This is a genomic window from Streptomyces africanus (assembly GCF_030816955.1).
GTDB classification, from domain to species: Bacteria; Actinomycetota; Actinomycetes; order Streptomycetales; family Streptomycetaceae; genus Streptomyces; species Streptomyces africanus.
The window spans coordinates 1,992,240-2,009,772 of the sequence record NZ_JAUSYP010000001.1 but is presented as its reverse complement, the minus strand read 5'-3'; the positions used below and the strand labels follow the sequence as shown (position 1 = coordinate 2,009,772).

The following is a 17,533-nucleotide window of genomic DNA, read 5'->3' as shown; positions in this document are numbered from 1 at the left end:
ATGCGGTGGATCCATGCCGCGGGTAGGGGCCTTCTCGTTCTCGTCGTGGTCCTGACCGGTTACGTCGCCGCCGGAGCTCAGGCGGGCGAGCCTGCCGACGGCGGCCGCGGACCGCTCACCCTCGCCACCGCCGGAGACCTTACCGGCTACCTCGGTCCCCTGCTGGAGGGCTGGAACCGCACCCACCCCGGCGAAAAAGTGACCCTCGTCGAGCTGCCGGACTCCGCCGACGAGACCCAGGCCCAGATGACCACCGACCTGCGCGACGGCGACCGCAGCCGGTTCGACGTGCTCAACATCGACGTCAACTGGACCTCGGAGTTCGCCGCCGCGGGCTGGATCCGGCCGCTGCCCCGCGACCGTTTCCCGCTGCGGACCTTCCTCCCGCCGGTCGTGGACACGGCGACCTACGACGGACAGCTCTACGCCGTCCCGTACGTCACCAACGCCGGCCTCCTCCTCTACCGCAAGGACGTCCTCGCCAAGGAGGGCGTCCAGCCGCCGCGCACCTGGGCGGAGCTGGAGCGGTACGCGAAGACCATCGCCCCGAAGTACGGCCTCGACGGCTACGCCGGGCAGTTCCTGCCGTACGAGGGCCTCACCGTCAACGCGGCCGAGGCCGTCTACTCGGCGGGCGGCTCGATCCTCGGCGACGAGGGCGAGCGCGTCACCGTCGACTCGGCGGCGGCCCGTGAGGGCATCGGCTTCCTGGCACGCGGGGTGCGCGAGGGCTGGATCCCGAAGGAGGCGCTGACCTACAAGGAGGAGGAGTCCAAGCAGGCCTTCCAGGACGGCCGGCTGCTCTTCCTGCGGAACTGGCCCTACGCCTACGTCGGCGCCTCCGCCCCGGGCTCCGAGGTCGCCGGGAAGGTCGGCGCCGTACCCCTGCCCGGGCCGGACGGGCCGGGCACGAGTGTCCTCGGCGGCTCCAACCTGGCCGTCAGCACGCACGCGCGGCACCCCGACTCGGCCGCCCGCCTGATCGCCTACCTCACCAGCGAGCGCGTTCAGCGCCAGGTCCTCACGCGCGGCGCGCTGCCGCCCGTCCGGGCCGATCTCTACGAGGACCCCGCGCTCATCCGCAGGTTCCCGTATCTGCCGACCCTGCGCGAGAGCGTGCGCACGGCCGCGCCGCGCCCCAAGAGCCCGCGCTACGACCAGGTCAGCCTGGTCGTGCAGGCGGTCGTGCACGACGCGATGGCCGGGAACGAGACGCCCGCGGCGGCGGTGCGCCGGCTGGCCCGCGAACTCGCCGCCATCTCGCGCCGCTAGGGCCCCTAGTTACTTGTTAGGTAACGCGGACGTCTCATCTGGCTGAGATATGTCCGATAGATGGCGAATTCTACCACCTCAACTCCTCGGTAGCTTCTGTCTTTTCATTGACACCCTCTCGACACGCCTACTTAACATGCATGCATAACCGCTGCCCTCCTCAGAGACAGGTCGATGGGTTGAACAGGCACCACTGGTGGCGTGACGCAGTGATCTATCAGGTGTACGTCCGCAGCTTCCTGGACAGCACCGGCGACGGCGTCGGCGACCTCGCCGGCGTCCGGGCCGGACTGCCCTACCTGAAGAAGCTCGGCGTGGACGGGATCTGGCTGAGCCCCTTCTATCCCTCGCCGCAGCACGACCACGGCTACGACGTGGCCGACTACTGCGACGTCGACCCGCTCTTCGGCGACCTCGACGAGTTCGACCTGCTGGTCGGGGCCGCGCGGCGGCTCGGCATCAAGGTGCTGCTCGACATCGTCCCGAACCACTGCTCCAGCGAGCACCCCTGGTTCCGCGAAGCGCTCGCGGCCCCGCCCGGCAGCCCGGCCCGCGCCCGCTTCCACTTCGCCGACGGCCGAGGCCCGGACGGCTCCGAGCCGCCCAACAACTGGCACTCCATGTTCGGCGGCCCCGCCTGGAGCCGCGTGACCGAGCCGGACGGGCGGCCCGGCCAGTGGTACCTGCACATGTTCGCGCCCGAGCAGCCCGACTGGAACTGGCGCAACCCCGAGATCGCCGCCGAGTTCGACCGGATCCTCCGCTTCTGGCTGGACCGGGGCATCGACGGCTTCCGCATCGACGTCGCCGCCGGGCTCTACAAGCACCCGGAGCTGCCCGACTCGGACGACCCGGAGGCCGACGCCCGCACCCGCGACTCCGTCAATCCGCTCGCCTGGAACCAGCCCGAGGTGCACGACGTGTGGCGCCGCTGGCGCTCCATATGCGAGGAGTACACCGAGCGCGACGGCTGCGAACGCCTCCTCGTCGGCGAGGTCTCCGTCCCGACCGCCCGCGAGCACGCCCAGTACGTCCGCCCCGACGAACTCCACCAGGCCTTCTTCTTCGACCTGCTCAGCGCCCCCTGGGACCCGGACGCCTTCCAGAAGGTCATCTCCGAGGCCATGCAGGACATCGCCGGCACCGGCTCGACCGTCACCTGGGTCCTCAACAACCACGATCAGGTCCGCACCGTCACCCGCTACGGCGAACCCGCCACCGAGGGCAGCGGCCTCGGTGCCGCCCGTGCCCGGGCCGCCGCCCTGCTGATGCTGGCCCTGCCCGGCGCCGCGTACATCTACCAGGGCGAGGAGCTCGGCCTGCCCGAGGTCGTGGACCTGCCCGACGACGTGCTGACCGACCCGATCTTCCGCCGCACCGGCAGCCGGGCCCGCATCCGCGACGGCTGCCGGGTGCCGCTGCCCTGGTCGGGGCAGGCCTCGCCGTTCGGCTTCACCTCCGGCGAGGAGAGCGCCAAGCCGTGGCTGCCGCAGCCGGAGTACTTCGCCGAGTACGCCACCGACCGGGCCCTCGCCGACACCCGCTCCTTCTGGCACCTGTACCGCGACGGCCTCCAACTGCGCGCAGCCCTGCCGCAGTTGGGCGAGGGCACGCTGCGCTGGCTGGACGCCCCGCCCGGGGTGCTGGCCTTCGCCCGCGGCGACGACCTGGTGTGCGCCGTCAACTTCGGCACCGCCCCCACACCCGCGCCGGTCCCCGGCGCCCCGCTGCTCGCCAGCGGCCCCTGCCCGCCCGGAGTGCTCTCCGGGTCGACGGCCGCCTGGTGGATCCGTTCCTGAACACCCCGCGAGTCAACCCCGCAAGTCAATTCCCCGAAGGGACATCAACGATGATGCGACGACGCACCACCCTGCTCACCAGCTGCACCGCTCTCGCCCTGGCGCTCGGCGCGACCGCCTGCGGCGGCGGCCCCGTCTCGGCCGGCGGCGGCGACAAGGCGCTCAGCGGCCAGACGATCACTGTGGCCGGTGTCTGGTCCGGCACCGAGCAGAAGAACTTCCAGAAGGTGCTGGACGCCTTCACCGAGAAGACCGGCGCCAAGACGCAGTTCGTCTCCACCGGCGACAACGTCTCCACCGTCGTCGGCAGCAAGATCGAGGGCGGCAACGCCCCCGACGTCGTGATGGTCCCCCAGGTCGGCGTGCTCAAGCAGTTCGCCCAGAAGGGCTGGCTCAAGCCGCTGTCCAAGAAGACCGAGCAGTCCGTGGACGCCGGCTACGCCCCCGTGTGGAAGAAGTACGGCAGCGTCGACGGCACCCTCTACGGCCTGTACTTCAAGGCCGCGCACAAGTCGACCGTCTGGTACAGCCCCGACGCCCTCACCCAGGCCGGTGTGAAGCCGCCGAAGAGCTACGACGAGATGCTGAAGGCCGGGCAGACCGTGTCCGACTCCGGACTCGCCGCGTTCTCCGTCGCCGGGCAGGACGGCTGGACCCTCACCGACTGGTTCGAGAACGTCTACCTCTCCCAGGCCGGACCCGAGAAGTACGACGCCCTCGCCGCGCACAAGCTGAAGTGGACCGACGCGTCGGTCGTCGACGCCCTCACCACCCTCGGCAAGCTCTTCAAGGACAAGCAGCTCATCGCCGGCGGCCAGAAGGGCGCCCTGAACACCGACTTCCCCGGCTCGGTGGAGAAGGTGTTCGGCCCGAAGCCCGAGGCCGGCATGGTCTACGAGGGCGACTTCGTCGCCGGCGTCGCCAAGGACCAGTTCGGCAAGAAGGTCGGCGAGGACGCGAACTTCTTCCCGTTCCCGGCGGTCGCCGGCGGCGAGGCACCGGTCGTCAGCGGCGGTGACGCGGCCGTCGTCCTCAAGGACGGCAAGAACCAGAAGGCCGCCCAGGCCCTCCTGGAGTTCCTGGCGACCCCCGAGGCCTCGGCCGTGTGGGCGGAGGCGGGCGGCTTCCTCTCCCCGAACAAGAAGCTCGACCTCGCCTCCTACGGCGACGACGTCACCCGCGCCACCGCCAAGTCCCTCGTCCAGGCCGGGGATACGGTCCGCTTCGACATGTCCGACCAGGCCCCGGCGGCCTTCGGCGGCACCAAGGGCACCGGCGAGTGGAAGCTGCTCCAGGACTTCCTGCGCGACCCGTCCGACCCGAAGGGCACCGCGGCGAAGCTGGAGGCCGCGGCGGCCAAGGCGTACCAGGACTGATCCGCCATGACAGCGACCCTCGTGAAAGAGACGAACCCCCCGCCGCCCGTCACGGTCGCGGACCGCACCCGGCGTCTGCGCCGCCGCGGGAAGATCGTCGCCCTGCTGTTCGTGCTGCCCGCCCTGCTGCTGCTCGGCGCGCTCGTCGTCTACCCCGTGCTGTTCAGCGTCGGCCGCAGTTTCTTCGACGCCTCCGGGACGACCTTCGTCGGCGGCGACAACTACACCGAGATGTTCCGCGACCCGGCGACCCTCACGGCCGTCCGCAACACGGCCATCTGGGTCGTCGTGGCCCCGGCCCTGCTGACCGGCCTCGGGCTGATCCTGGCCGTGCTGGTGGAGAAGGTCCGCTGGGCCACCGCCTTCAAGCTGCTCCTCTTCATGCCGATGGCGGTCTCCTTCCTCGCCGCCGGCATCATCTTCCGGCTCGCCTACGACGAGGACCCCGACAAGGGTGTCCTGAACGCCGCGGTCGTCTCCGTCCACGACGCCTTCAAGGCCGAGTCCTCGTACCCGACGGCCCGGGCGCGTGACGGGCAGGGCCTGACGAAGGACAAGGACGGTTCGTACCGCACGCGTACGAGCGTGTCCCCGGGCGACGCGGTGACGCTGGGCCTGGTCGGGGTGCTGCCCGACGACCTGCCCGGCGGGACCGAACCCGCGTACACGGCGGCGGGGAAGAAGGCCGGCCCCGACGAACTGCGCGGCGTGGTCTACCTGGACTTCACGCCCGGCGGGGGAGGGGAACAGGGCAAGGTCGACCGGCGGGAGAGCGGACTGCCGCAGATGAAGGTCGAGGCGGTACGCGACGGTAAGACGGCCGCCACGGCGACCACCGCCTCCGACGGCTCCTTCCGCTTCGAGGGCCTCGCACCGGGCTCCTACGAGGTGAAACTGCCGGCGTCCAACTTCGCCCCGCCCTACGAGGGCGTCTCCTGGCTCGGACCGGCGCTCGTCACACCGGCGATCATCGGGGCCTACCTGTGGATCTGGACCGGCTTCGCCATGGTGCTGATCGGGGCCGGCCTGTCCACGCTGCCGCGGGACGCGCTGGAGGCGGCGCGGATCGACGGCGCGAACGAGTGGCAGATCTTCCGGCGGATCACGGTCCCGCTGCTGGCCCCGGTCCTCACGGTCGTCTTCGTCACCCTGGTCATCAACGTGATGAAGGTCTTCGACCTCGTCTACATCATCGCGCCCGGGCCGGTGCAGGAGGACGCGACCGTGCTTGCGACGCAGATGTGGCTGGTGTCGTTCGGCGGCGGCAACAACCAGGGGCTCGGCAGCGCGCTCGGAGTGCTGCTCCTGCTGCTGGTGGTTCCGGCCATGGTGTTCAACGTCCGTCGTTTCCGAAGGAGTCAGCGATGAACGCGGTGCGGCGCGGGTTGGGCAACGGAGTCGTCCAGGCCTTCCTCGTGTTGATCGGTCTGGTGTGGATGACGCCGCTGGCCGGGCTGTTCCTGTCCTCGCTGCGGTCCGCCGAGGACACGGCGAAGGGCGGCTGGTGGACGGTGTTCTCCAGCCCCGGGCAGCTGTCCTTCGACAACTACTCCTCGCTGTTGCAGAACTCGGGCATCACGCAGGCGTTCTGGAACACGGTGCTGATATCGGTGCCGACGACGGTGCTGGTCGTGGTGATCGCGGCGCTCGCGGGATACGCCTTCGCGTGGCTGGACTTCCCCGGGCGGGAGGCGGTCTTCCTGGTCGTGGTCGCGCTGCTGGTGGTGCCCGTGCAGATCGGGCTGCTGCCGGTCGCCAAACTCTTCGGTCAGCTGGGCCTGTTCGGCACGATCCCCGGGGTCGTCCTCTTCCACGTGGCCTACGGCCTGCCGTTCGCCGTGTTCCTGCTGCGGAACTACTTCGCCGAGATGCCGAAGGAGATGCTGGAGGCGGCTCGGATGGACGGCGGCAGTGAATGGCGTATCTTCACGCGGCTCGTGCTGCCCGTGGGGCGGCCGGCGATCGCCTCCCTGGCCATCTTCCAGTTCCTGTGGGTGTGGAACGACATGCTGGTGGCGCTGCTGTTCGCGGACAGTTCCTCGCAGCCGTTGACGGTGGAACTCCAGTCGCAGATACGGCAGTTCGGCAGCAACATCGATGTCCTGGCGCCCGGGGCGTTCGTGTCCCTGGTCGTCCCTGTCGTCGTGTTCTTCGCGTTCCAGAGGCACTTTGTGCAGGGCGTGATGGCTGGGTCGGTCAAGTAGCCGCTGCCTGTTCGCGATACCAGGGGGCTCCGCCCCCTGGACCCCCGCCTTTGCCCACCCACCACCCGAAACTGCCCTTGAAAGGGGCAACTCGCGAGTCCAGCTTCCTGGCTGACTGCTTCGGGTGATGGGTGGGTGAAGGCTTGAGCCTAAGCCGAAGCCGGCGGGTACAGGGAACGGGGCAGCTCCGACGCCGCGGCAGCGTCCAGCAGCCACAGCGTCCTGCTGCGGCCGTACGCCCCCGCCGCAGGTGCCTGGATCTCGCCCGCGCCCGACAACGCGATCGCCGCGGCCTGGGCCTTGTCCTCGCCCGCGGCCAGGAGCCACACCTCCCGCGCCGCACGAATCGCCGGCAACGTCAGCGTCACCCGCGTCGGCGGCGGCTTCGGCGCGCCGTGGACACCGACGACCGTACGGTCGACTTCCCGCACCGCAGGCAGCTCCGGGAACAGCGACGCCACGTGCGTGTCCGGGCCGACGCCCAGCATCAGCACGTCGAACGTGGGGACGGGCCCGTGGTTCTCCGGGCCCGCCGCCCGCGCCAGTTCCTCCGCGTACGCGGCTGCCGCCGCGTCCACGTCGTCGCCGTAGGGGCCGTCCGACGCGGGCATCGCGTGCACCCGCTTCGGGTCGAGCGGCACCGAGTCGAGCAGCGCCTGACGCGCCTGCGTGACATTGCGCTCCGGGTCGCCCTCGGGCAGGAACCGCTCGTCGCCCCACCAGAGGTCGAGCCGGCTCCAGTCGACGGCGTCCCGGGCGGGCGCCGCGGCGAGGGCGGCCAGCAGGCCGTTGCCGTTGCGGCCGCCCGTCAGGACCACGGACGCCGAGCCCCGGGAGGCCTGCGCGTCCACGATCCTGGTGATCAGCCGGGCCGCCGCGGCCTGCGCCATCAGTTCCTTGTCGCGGTGGACGACCAGCTGCGGTGCCGTGCTCACTTCGTCGTCGCCTTCCGTACCGGTTCCAGCTGGGGCGGTTCCCGCTTCACCGGTTCCTGCTTCACCGGTGCCTCCGCCGTCGCTTGCGAAGCGGGTGCTTTCGCAGCCGTTTCACGGGGAGCGGGGAGGGCGAGTCGTGCTCGCCCGTCACTTTTGGGCTCTCCCTGATCTCCCTGATCTCCCGGCTCTGCCTGTGCTCCTTTGGGGGACTTCAGCCGGTCCACCCCGTACCGCAGCGCCGACGCGTACGTGTCGTCCGGGTCGAGCCGCCGCAGCTCCTCGGCGATCAGCTCGGCCGTGTCCCGGCGCTTGAGCGCCACACCACGGGCCGGCTGGCCCTCGATGGAGAGCGTCGCCAGGGAGCCGTCCGCCCGGTCCAGCACGATGGGGCCGCAGTCCGTGTCCATGCGGACCGCCGTCAGACCGGGGCCCCCGGACAGCGAACGCTTGACGGGGACGTCCAGCCGGTCCGCGAGCCACATCGCCAGCAGCTCACAGCTCGGGTTGAACTCCTCGCCCTCCACCTCGACGGCCCTGACCTCGCAGGTGACCTGGTCGAGGGCCGCCGCCAGCATGGAACGCCAGGGCGTGATGCGGGTCCAGGACAGGTCCGTGTCGCCGGGGGTGTAGGTCCCGGACCGGGTGGCCAGGTCCCGCACCGGCTGCTCGGAGGCGTACGTGTCGGTGACGCGGCGCTGGGCGAGGGCACCCAGGGGGTCCTTCGCCGGGTCGAGCGGCGCGTTCACCGGCCACCACACCACCACCGGTGCGTCCGGCAGCAGCAGCGGCAGCACCACCGACTGGGCGTGGTCGGCGACCTCGCCGTACAGCCGGAGCACGACGGTCTCGCCGGTGCCGGCGTCGGCGCCGACCCGGACCTCCGCGTCCAGGCGGGACTGCGTACGGTCGCGGGGCGAGCGGGAGACGCGCTTGATGACCACGAGCGTGCGCGAGGGGTGCTCGTGCGAGGCGTCGCTCGCGGCCTTCAGCGCGTCGTAGGCGTTCTCCTCGTCGGTCACGATGACCAGCGTGAGCACCATCCCGACCGCCGGGGTGCCGATCGCCCGGCGGCCCTGCACCAGCGCCTTGTTGATCTTGCTGGCCGTGGTGTCCGTGAGGTCTATCTTCATGGCCGGCGCCAGCTCCGTCCGTGTCGCTCGAGCATTTCGTCCGCCTCGACGGGCCCCCAGGTACCGGCCGGGTACTGGGCGGGCTTGCCGTTGTTGTCCCAGTACTCCTCGATCGGGTCGAGGATCTTCCAGGACAGCTCGACCTCCTCGGTACGCGGGAAGAGGTTCGAGTCTCCGAGGAGGACGTCCAGGATGAGACGCTCGTACGCCTCCGGGCTGGACTCCGTGAAGGACTCGCCGTAGGCGAAGTCCATCGACACGTCCCGGATCTCCATCGACGTGCCGGGGACCTTCGAGCCGAAGCGGACCGTGACGCCCTCGTCGGGCTGGACGCGGATGACGATCGCGTTGGAGCCCAGCTCCTCGGTGGCCGTCGTGTCGAAGGGGGAGTGCGGGGCCCGCTGGAAGACGACCGCGATCTCCGTGACGCGGCGGCCCAGCCGCTTGCCGGTGCGCAGGTAGAAGGGGACGCCCGCCCAGCGGCGGTTGTCGATCTCCAGCTTGATCGCGGCGTAGGTGTCGGTCTTCGAGGAGGCGTTGATGCCGTCCTCCTCCAGATAGCCGCGCACCTTCGTGCCGCCCTGCCATCCGGCGGCGTACTGGGCGCGCACGGTGTCCCGGCCGATGTCCTTGGGCAGCTTCACCGCCCCGAGCACCTTGGTCTTCTCGGCGGCCAGCGCGTCCGCGTCGAAGGAGGCCGGCTCCTCCATGGCGGTGAGCGCCAGGAGCTGGAGCAGGTGGTTCTGGATGACGTCACGGGCGGCGCCGATGCCGTCGTAGTACCCGGCCCGGCCGCCGATGCCGATGTCCTCGGCCATGGTGATCTGCACGTGGTCCACGAGGGACCGGTTCCAGATCGGCTCGAACATCGTGTTGGCGAAGCGCAGCGCCAGGATGTTCTGGACGGTCTCCTTGCCCAGATAGTGGTCGATGCGGAAGACCTGGTCCGGGGCGAAGACCTCGTGGACGACCTTGTTGAGCTCCTCGGCCGACTTCAGGTCGTGCCCGAAGGGCTTCTCGATGACCGCGCGCCGCCAGGAGCCGCCCTTCTGGTCGGCCAGCCCGTGCTTCTTCAGCTGCTGGATGACCACCGGGAAGGACTTCGGCGGCACGGACAGGTAGAAGGCGAAGTTGCCGCCCGTGCCCTGTGCCTTGTCCAGCTCCTCGATCGTGGAGCGCAGCCGCTCGAACGCGTCGTCGTCGTCGAACGTGCCCTGCACGAAGCGCATGCCCTGGATGAGCTGCTGCCAGACCTCTTCGCGGAAGGGCGTGCGGGCGTGCTCCTTGACCGCGTCGTGGACCTCCTGGGCGAAGTCCTCGTGCGCCCACTCGCGGCGGGCGAAGCCCACGAGCGAGAAGCCCGGCGGCAGCAGACCCCGGTTGGCGAGGTCGTACACGGCGGGCATGAGCTTCTTGCGGGACAGGTCGCCCGTGACGCCGAAGATGACCAGGCCCGACGGCCCCGCGATACGCGGGAGCCGTCGGTCCGCGGGGTCACGCAGCGGGTTGCTGCTCGACACCTGTTCAGCCCTCCGAGGGGGCGAGGCGCTGAAGCTCGGCCTCGGTCGACTTCAGCAGGTCGGTCCAGGACGCCTCGAACTTCTCGACGCCCTCCTCCTCCAGCAGCTGGACCACGTCGTCGTACTTGATCCCGAGCTTCTCGACCGCGTCGAGGTCGGCGCGGGCCTGCTCGTACGTGCCGGCGATGGCGTTGCCGCGGATCTCGCCCTGCTCCTCCGTGGCGAACAGGGTCGCCTCCGGCATGGTGTTCACCGTGTTCGGAGCCACCAGCTCGTCGACGTACAGGGTGGGCTTGTACGCCTTGTCCTTGACACCGGTGGACGCCCACAGCGGACGCTGCTTGTTGGCGCCCGCCTTCTCCAGCGCGTTCCAGCGGTCCGAGGAGAAGACCTCCTCGTACGCCTGGTAGGCCAGACGGGCGTTCGCGACGCCGGCCTTGCCGCGCGCCGCCTTGGCCTCGTCGGTGCCCAGCGCGTCGATCCGCTTGTCGATCTCGGTGTCCACGCGGGAGACGAAGAACGACGCCACGGAGTGGATCTGCGACAGGTCCAGGCCGCGCTCCTTGGCCTTCTCCAGGCCGGTCAGGAACGCGTCCATGACCAGGCGGTAGCGCTCCAGCGAGAAGATCAGCGTGACGTTGACGCTGATGCCCAGGCCGATGGTTTCGGCGATGGCCGGGATGCCCGCCTCGGTGGCCGGGATCTTGATGAGCGTGTTGGGCCGGTCCACCAGCCAGGCGAGCTGCTTGGCCTCGGCGACCGTCGCCCGCGTGTTGTGCGCCAGGCGCGGGTCGACCTCGATCGAGACCCGGCCGTCCTGGCCACCGGTGGCGTCGTACACCGGGCGCAGGATGTCGGCGGCGTCGCGGACGTCCGCCGTCGTGATCATGCGGATGGCCTCTTCGACGGTGACCTTGCGGGCGGCGAGATCGGTCAGCTGCGTGTCGTAGCCGTCGCCCTGCGAGATCGCCTTCTGGAAGATCGACGGGTTGGTGGTGACGCCCACGACGTGCTGCTGGTCGATCAGCTCGGCGAGGTTGCCGGACGTGATCCGCTTGCGCGACAGGTCGTCCAGCCAGATCGCCACGCCTTCCTCGGAGAGGCGCTTGAGTGCGTCTGTCATGGAAATTCCATCTCCTACGTGTCGTATGTAAGCGTCAGCGCTGAGCTGCGGCGATCGATTCCCGCGCGGCGGCGGCCACGTTCTCGGGAGTGAAGCCGAACTCGCGGAAGAGGACCTTGCCGTCGGCCGAAGCACCGAAGTGCTCCAGGGAAACGATGCGGCCGGCGTCGCCCACGTACTTGTGCCAGGTGAGACCGATACCGGCCTCCACCGCGACACGGGCCCGGACGGACGGCGGCAGGACGCTGTCCCGGTACCCCTGGTCCTGCTGCTCGAACCACTCCACCGACGGCATGGACACCACACGCGTGGGCACGCCGGCGCCCTGGAGCTGCTCGCGCGCCTCGACGGCGACGTGCACCTCCGAGCCGGTGGCGATGAGGATGACCTCGGGCTCGCCGCCGTCGGCCTCGAACAGGACGTAACCGCCCTTGGCGGCATCGTCGTTGGGCTCGTACGTCGGCACGCCCTGACGGGTCAGCGCCAGACCGTGCGGCTGGCCCTTGCCGAACTCCTTCGTCCAGCGCCGGAGGATCTCGCGCCAGGCGGTGGCCGTCTCGTTGGCGTCGGCCGGCCGCACGATGTTCAGGCCCGGGATCGCCCGCAGCGACGCCAGGTGCTCGACCGGCTGGTGCGTCGGGCCGTCCTCGCCCAGGCCGATGGAGTCGTGCGTCCACACGTACGTCACGGGCAGGTGCATCAGCGCCGACAGCCGCACCGCGTTGCGCATGTAGTCGGAGAAGACCAGGAACGTGCCGCCGTAGATCCGGGTGTTGCCGTGCAGCGCGATGCCGTTCATCTCGGCGGCCATCGCGTGCTCGCGGATACCGAAGTGGATCGTGCGGCCGTACGGGTCCGCCTCCGGCAGCGGGTTGTCCGCCGGGAGGAAGGAGCTGGTCTTGTCGATCGTGGTGTTGTTGGAGCCGGCCAGGTCGGCGGAGCCGCCCCACAGCTCCGGGATCACCGCGCCGAGCGCCTGGAGGACCTTGCCGGAGGCGGCACGCGTGGCCACGCCCTTGCCGACCTCGAAGACCGGGATCTTCTCCTCCCAGCCGGTGGGCAGCTCACCCCCCGCGATCCGGTCGTACTCGGCGGCGCGCTCGGGGTTGTTGTCCCGCCACTGCTGGTACGCCTTCTCCCACACCGCACGGGCCGCCTGGCCCCGCTCCAGCGCCTTGCGGGTGTGCGTGATGACCTCGTCGGCGACCTCGAAGCTCTGCTCCGGGTCGAAGCCCAGCACCCGCTTGGTCGCGGCGACCTCGTCCTCGCCCAGCGCCGAGCCGTGCGCGGCCTCGGTGTTCTGCGCGTTCGGGGCCGGCCAGGCGATGATCGAGCGCATCGCGATGAACGACGGCTTGTCCGTGACGGCCTTGGCCTGCTGGATCGCCTCGTAGATCGCGGCCGGGTCCAGGTCGCCGTTCTCCTGCGGCTCCACCCGCTGCACGTGCCAGCCGTAGGCCTCGTAGCGCTTGGCCGTGTCCTCGGAGACGGCCGTCTCGGTGTCGCCCTCGATCGAGATGTGGTTGTCGTCCCACAGCAGGATCAGGTTGCCCAGCTTCTGGTGGCCCGCGAGCGACGAGGCCTCGGCGGAGATGCCCTCCTGGAGGCAGCCGTCACCGGCGATGCAGTAGACGAAGTGGTCGAAGGGGGACTCGCCCTCGGGGGCCTCCGGGTCGAACAGGCCCCGCTCGTAGCGGGCGGCCATCGCCATGCCCACCGCGTTGGCGACACCCTGCCCGAGCGGGCCGGTCGTCGTCTCCACACCGGTGGTGTGCCCGTACTCGGGGTGGCCCGGGGTCTTCGAACCCCAGGTGCGGAAGGACTTCAGATCGTCCAGCTCCAGGCCGAAGCCGGCCAGGTACAGCTGGGTGTAGAGGGTCAGGGACGAGTGGCCGGCGGACAGCACGAAGCGGTCCCGCCCGACCCAGTCGGCGTCCGCCGGGTCGTGCCGCATCACCTTCTGGAAGAGGGTGTAGGCGGCAGGCGCCAGGCTCATCGCCGTACCCGGATGGCCGTTACCGACCTTCTGTACGGCATCGGCGGCCAGGACACGCGCGGTGTCGACGGCCCGCTGGTCCAACTCGGTCCACTCGAGGTCTGTGGTGGTCGGCTTGGTGCTCACCCTGGGTCAGGGCTCCTCTCCACATGTCGGATGCCGGTGTATCGGGGCGTCCACCGGCCGCAGCCGAGCCTACCCCCGTGGGACGTGCGTTCTTTCGAGTCACTCCAGAGTGCCGGGACACGTTTGGATCCGCCTCCTGACTGGGCCGTATCCCCTTCGACAGGTGAATACGGACCCGCTCATCCGGGTGCTCAATCGAGCTTCCGCGCGCCCTTCGGTAGCCGCTCACCAACACGACCCGACCCCCGCGAATGTCCGACTCTGGGCAACGTCTAAAGTGGCGTGGTACGCGCGAGCCTTTACCGGGACTTCACACGGGTGAGGCTTGCTGGGATGTCTCTGTAGGGGTGTGCGTGACGGCCGTTGAATCCCGTCCAGCGGGGATGATCGGGACGGACCAGAGCCCGGCCCACCGGCCGTTCGGGGCCCGTGTCAAGGCGTTCGTGGCTCTCACCAAGCCGCGGATCATCGAGCTGCTCCTGATCACCACCGTGCCGGTGATGTTCCTGGCGCAGCAGGGTGTGCCCGACCTGACCCTGGTGCTGCTGACCTGCGTCGGCGGTTACATGTCCGCGGGCGGCGCCAACGCGCTCAACATGTACATCGACCGCGACATCGACGCGCTGATGGACCGCACCTCGCAGCGGCCGCTGGTCACCGGCATGGTCAGCCCGCGCGAGTGCCTCGTCTTCGGCATCACCCTGGCGATCGCCTCCACCCTGCTCTTCGGCCTCACCGTGAACTGGCTGAGCGCCTGGCTCTCCCTCGGCGCGCTCCTCTTCTACGTCGTCGTCTACACGATGATCCTCAAGCGCCGTACCTCGCAGAACATCGTGTGGGGCGGCATCGCCGGCTGCCTGCCCGTGCTGATCGGCTGGTCCTCGGTCACGAACTCCATGTCGTGGGCGCCGATCATCCTGTTCCTCGTCATGTTCTTCTGGACGCCGCCGCACTACTGGCCGCTGTCGATGAAGGTCAAGGAGGACTACGCGCGCGTGGGCGTGCCGATGCTGCCGGTGGTCGCCTCCAACAAGGTCGTCGCCAAGCAGATCGTGATCTACAGCTGGGTCATGGTCGCCGTCTCGCTCCTGCTGACCCCGCTCGGCTACACCGGCTGGTTCTACACGTCGGTCGCCGTGCTGGCGGGCGGCTTCTGGCTCTGGGAGGCGCACGGCCTGCAGAACCGCGCGAAGGCGGAGGTGACGGGCGCGAAGCTGAAGGAGATGCGCCTGTTCCACTGGTCGATCACCTACGTGTCGCTGCTGTTCGTGGCGGTCGCGGTCGACCCCTTCCTGCGCTGACCCAGCACTGACGTACGTCACAGGGATCTGCTCTCGCCAGTCGATCTACCCGTGAGTAGCATCGCCACCATGGCAGACACGCAGCAGGTTGACCCGAAGGCCGAGCGCAAGGCGGCCCGGCTGGCCAAGCAGATCAGCTCCTTCTCCAAGGCCCACGGCGGCGCCGAGGGCCAGGTCGCCTACCTCGGCGAACGCGGCGCCCGTATCGTCCTGGTCGGCGAGGACGGCAACTGGGGCGACCTGGTGGCCCCCTCCTACGAGATCGCCGAGAAGGCCGTGGAGAAGTCCGGCATCACGACCCACGAGTCCTTCGACGGCGAATTCGCCGCGAAGGTCAGGACGGGCCGCTACGAGTGGTCGCGCATGGCCGGTATCCAGGTAGGCGGCCCGAAGAACAACTGACCTTCTTGGGGGCGCGGGGCTGTATCGATGTGCGGCTCCGCCGCGTGGGCGCGACCAACCACACACAGCCCGCACCCGCCGAAACAACACAGGCACCCCACCCCGGGACCGCGACCTCATCCCCGTTCACCCGTTAGGACCTTAGGAACAACACGGTCCACACCGGGGAGCCCGGATGATCGAAACGCCGTCCCTAGTGGACCAGTACTGCCACGGAGTACTCCGCACGGAGCTGGGCCTCGGCACCTTCGAGGCCCACCTCTCCCGCACGGAGGGCCCACCCGCGCCCGGCACCACCCTCTTCGACACCCAGACCGGCTTCGCCGTGCGCCGCTGGTGCCCGCCCCTGCTCGGCCTCGAACCGCACTGCACGCCCGCCCGCTACCTCGCCCGCCGCCGCGAACTGGGCGTCCTGGAGTCCGCCCGCCGGCTCCTGCGCGGCAGCGGCATCACGACGTACCTGGTCGACGCGGGCCTGCCCGGTGATCTGACCGAACCCGGCGAACTGGCCTCGGCCGGAGCCGCCGAGGCCCGCGAGATCGTCCGCCTGGAGCTGCTCGCCGAGCAGGTCGCCGACACCTCCGGGACCGTCGAGTCCTTCCTCGCCAACCTCGCCGAGTCGGTGCACGCCGCCGCCGCGAACGCCGTCGCCTTCACCTCGGTCGCGGGCGTACGGCACGGCCTCGCGCTCGCGCCGGAGCCGCCGGGGCCGGGGGAGGTGCGGGGGGCCGTCGGCCGCTGGCTCGCGGGGCGCGGGGTCGGCGGGGAGCTGAGCGACCCCGTGCTGCTGCGGCACCTGCTGTGGAGCGCCGTCGCCTCGGGGCTGCCGCTCCAGCTGCACGCGGGGCTCGGCGCGCCGGGCCTGCGGATCGACCGTACGGATCCGGTGCTGCTGACGGACTTCGTCCGGGCCACGGCCGGTCTGGGAACGGACCTCGTCCTGCTGCACGGGTACCCGTACCACCGGCACGCCGCCCACCTGGCCGGTGTCTTCCCGCACGTCTACGTCGACTCCGGCGCCGCCCTGGTCCGCACCGGCGCCCGCGCCGCGACCGTCCTCGCGGAGGTCCTTGAGCTGGCCCCCTTCGGCAAGATCCTCTTCTCCACCGGCGCCCAGGGGCTGCCCGAGCTGCACGTGGTGGGGGCCCGGCTGTTCCGCGAGGCGCTCGGCCGGGTGCTCGGCACCTGGGTCGCCGAGGGCGCGTGGTCCCTGGCCGACGCGCAGCGCGTGGCGGGGATGCTGGCGTCGGGGAACGCGCGGCGGGTGTACGGGCTCGACTGAACCTGGTCTTGGCCTCTAGGCCTTCGTCAGGGAGGCCTCGGCCGCGGGACCGGGCACGTCGGCCACGGCCTGCGGACGTTCGCGCAGCGACAGCACCACCCGCAGCACCCAGATCCACATCAGGGCCGAGCCGAGCATGTGCAGGCCGACCAGGATCTCGGGCAGGTCCGTGAAGTACTGGACGTACCCGATGACGCCCTGCGCGAGCAGGATCAGGAACAGTTCGCGGGTGCGGTTCAGCGGGGAGCGCGGCGCGTCGACCGCCTTGAGGACGAACCACAGGGCGAACGTCAGCGTCACCACGATCCACGCCAGCACGGCGTGCAGCTTGCTCACCGTCTCCCAGTCGACCGGCATCCGCTCGACCTCGCTGGAGTCGCCGGCATGCGGACCCGCGCCGGTGACCACCGTGCCGACCAGGATGAGCAGCACGGCGGCGGCGACCAGGAACCACACCAGCTGCTGCACGGCCTTGCCGACCAGCGGGCGCGGCGGAGCGTCGCCCTCACGGGTGCGCTGCCACATCACCGTCGCCACCGCGATCAGCGCGGACGTCGCCACGAAGTGGGCCGCGACCGTGTAGGGGTTGAGACCGACCAGCACCACGATGCCGCCGAGCACCGCGTTGCTCATCACGATCCAGAACTGCGCCCAGCCCAGCCGGGTCAGGCCGCGCCGGTACGGCTTCTGCGAGCGCGCGGCGATGATCGCCCAGCCGACGGCGGCGCACAGCACGTACGTCAGCATGCGGTTGCCGAACTCGATGGCGCCGTGGAAGCCCATCGCGCTGGTGGCGGTGAGCGAGTCGTCGGTGCACTTGGGCCAGGTCGGGCAGCCCAGGCCCGAGCCGGTCAGCCGTACGGCTCCGCCGGTGACCACGATGAGCACCGACATGACGATTGCGGAGAGGGCCGCGCGCTGGACCGTCCGGGGTTCCGGGGTCCAGCGCTCGGCGATGAAGGCGAGCGGGTTGCGCAGGGCCGCCCTGGCGTCGGCGCGGGTCACTTTTGGCACGCGACCCATCGTAGGACGCCGCTTGTGCACGCTTTCACGAGGGTCGGTCATGG

The 17,533-nt window shown here is 70.3% G+C and carries 14 protein-coding genes; 8 read left to right on the top strand and 6 right to left on the bottom strand.

What is annotated here, in order from left to right:
- From QF034_RS09415 to QF034_RS09395, 5 genes are all read left to right on the top strand, one after another.
- The gene (locus tag QF034_RS09415) at window positions 1-1,272 is read left to right on the top strand and encodes an ABC transporter substrate-binding protein (RefSeq protein WP_307174502.1); all 1,272 of its coding nucleotides are present in this window, start codon (window positions 1-3) and stop codon (window positions 1,270-1,272) included.
- 140 nt (window positions 1,273-1,412) lie between these two features.
- Window positions 1,413-3,071, top strand: a complete 1,659-nt coding sequence (locus QF034_RS09410; RefSeq protein ID WP_307174501.1) for a glycoside hydrolase family 13 protein — start codon at window positions 1,413-1,415, stop codon at window positions 3,069-3,071.
- A gap of 50 nt (window positions 3,072-3,121) precedes the next feature.
- The gene (locus QF034_RS09405; protein ID WP_307174500.1) at window positions 3,122-4,447 is read left to right on the top strand and encodes an ABC transporter substrate-binding protein; all 1,326 of its coding nucleotides are present in this window, start codon (window positions 3,122-3,124) and stop codon (window positions 4,445-4,447) included.
- 6 nt (window positions 4,448-4,453) lie between these two features.
- Complete coding sequence (locus QF034_RS09400) at window positions 4,454-5,815, top strand: carbohydrate ABC transporter permease (protein ID WP_307174499.1); 1,362 nt, start codon at window positions 4,454-4,456, stop codon at window positions 5,813-5,815.
- Complete coding sequence (locus tag QF034_RS09395; RefSeq protein WP_307174498.1) at window positions 5,812-6,651, top strand: carbohydrate ABC transporter permease; 840 nt, start codon at window positions 5,812-5,814, stop codon at window positions 6,649-6,651. The genes QF034_RS09400 and QF034_RS09395 overlap by 4 nt, the downstream gene beginning before the upstream one ends.
- Window positions 6,652-6,800: 149 nt before the next feature.
- Here QF034_RS09395 and pgl read toward each other — a convergent pair whose 3' ends face one another.
- The 5 genes from pgl to tkt are packed head-to-tail and all read right to left on the bottom strand — an operon-like array spanning window position 6,801 to window position 13,481.
- Entirely contained in the window at window positions 6,801-7,586 is a 786-nt protein-coding gene (pgl, locus tag QF034_RS09390) for a 6-phosphogluconolactonase (RefSeq protein ID WP_307174497.1), read from the bottom strand.
- Window positions 7,583-8,716, bottom strand: coding sequence for a glucose-6-phosphate dehydrogenase assembly protein OpcA (gene opcA, locus QF034_RS09385; RefSeq protein WP_307174496.1), 1,134 nt, complete (start codon window positions 8,714-8,716; stop codon window positions 7,583-7,585). Before opcA ends, pgl begins: the two co-directional genes overlap by 4 nt.
- Window positions 8,713-10,236, bottom strand: a complete 1,524-nt coding sequence (gene zwf / locus QF034_RS09380; protein ID WP_307174495.1) for a glucose-6-phosphate dehydrogenase — start codon at window positions 10,234-10,236, stop codon at window positions 8,713-8,715. Before zwf ends, opcA begins: the two co-directional genes overlap by 4 nt.
- Before the next feature lie 4 nt (window positions 10,237-10,240).
- On the bottom strand, window positions 10,241-11,359 hold the full coding sequence (gene tal, locus QF034_RS09375; RefSeq protein WP_307174494.1) for a transaldolase: 1,119 nt from the start codon (window positions 11,357-11,359) through the stop codon (window positions 10,241-10,243).
- Window positions 11,360-11,393: 34 nt separating this feature from the next.
- Window positions 11,394-13,481: a transketolase gene (tkt, locus tag QF034_RS09370; protein WP_307174493.1), complete on the bottom strand. Its 2,088-nt coding sequence runs from the start codon at window positions 13,479-13,481 to the stop codon at window positions 11,394-11,396.
- A 383-nt stretch (window positions 13,482-13,864) separates the two neighbouring features.
- On the opposite strand from tkt, the gene QF034_RS09365 reads away from it, so the two are divergent.
- From QF034_RS09365 to QF034_RS09355, 3 genes are all read left to right on the top strand, one after another.
- Complete coding sequence (locus QF034_RS09365; RefSeq protein ID WP_307179841.1) at window positions 13,865-14,782, top strand: heme o synthase; 918 nt, start codon at window positions 13,865-13,867, stop codon at window positions 14,780-14,782.
- A 69-nt stretch (window positions 14,783-14,851) separates the two neighbouring features.
- A complete protein-coding gene (locus tag QF034_RS09360; protein ID WP_307174492.1) occupies window positions 14,852-15,184 on the top strand; it encodes a hypothetical protein in 333 nt (110 codons plus the stop codon).
- A gap of 175 nt (window positions 15,185-15,359) precedes the next feature.
- Window positions 15,360-16,466, top strand: a complete 1,107-nt coding sequence (locus QF034_RS09355; protein ID WP_307174491.1) for an amidohydrolase family protein — start codon at window positions 15,360-15,362, stop codon at window positions 16,464-16,466.
- 15 nt (window positions 16,467-16,481) lie between these two features.
- On the opposite strand, the gene QF034_RS09350 is transcribed toward QF034_RS09355, so the two are convergent.
- On the bottom strand, window positions 16,482-17,531 hold the full coding sequence (locus QF034_RS09350) for a COX15/CtaA family protein (protein ID WP_370880777.1): 1,050 nt from the start codon (window positions 17,529-17,531) through the stop codon (window positions 16,482-16,484).
- Window positions 17,532-17,533: the final 2 nt, after the last annotated feature.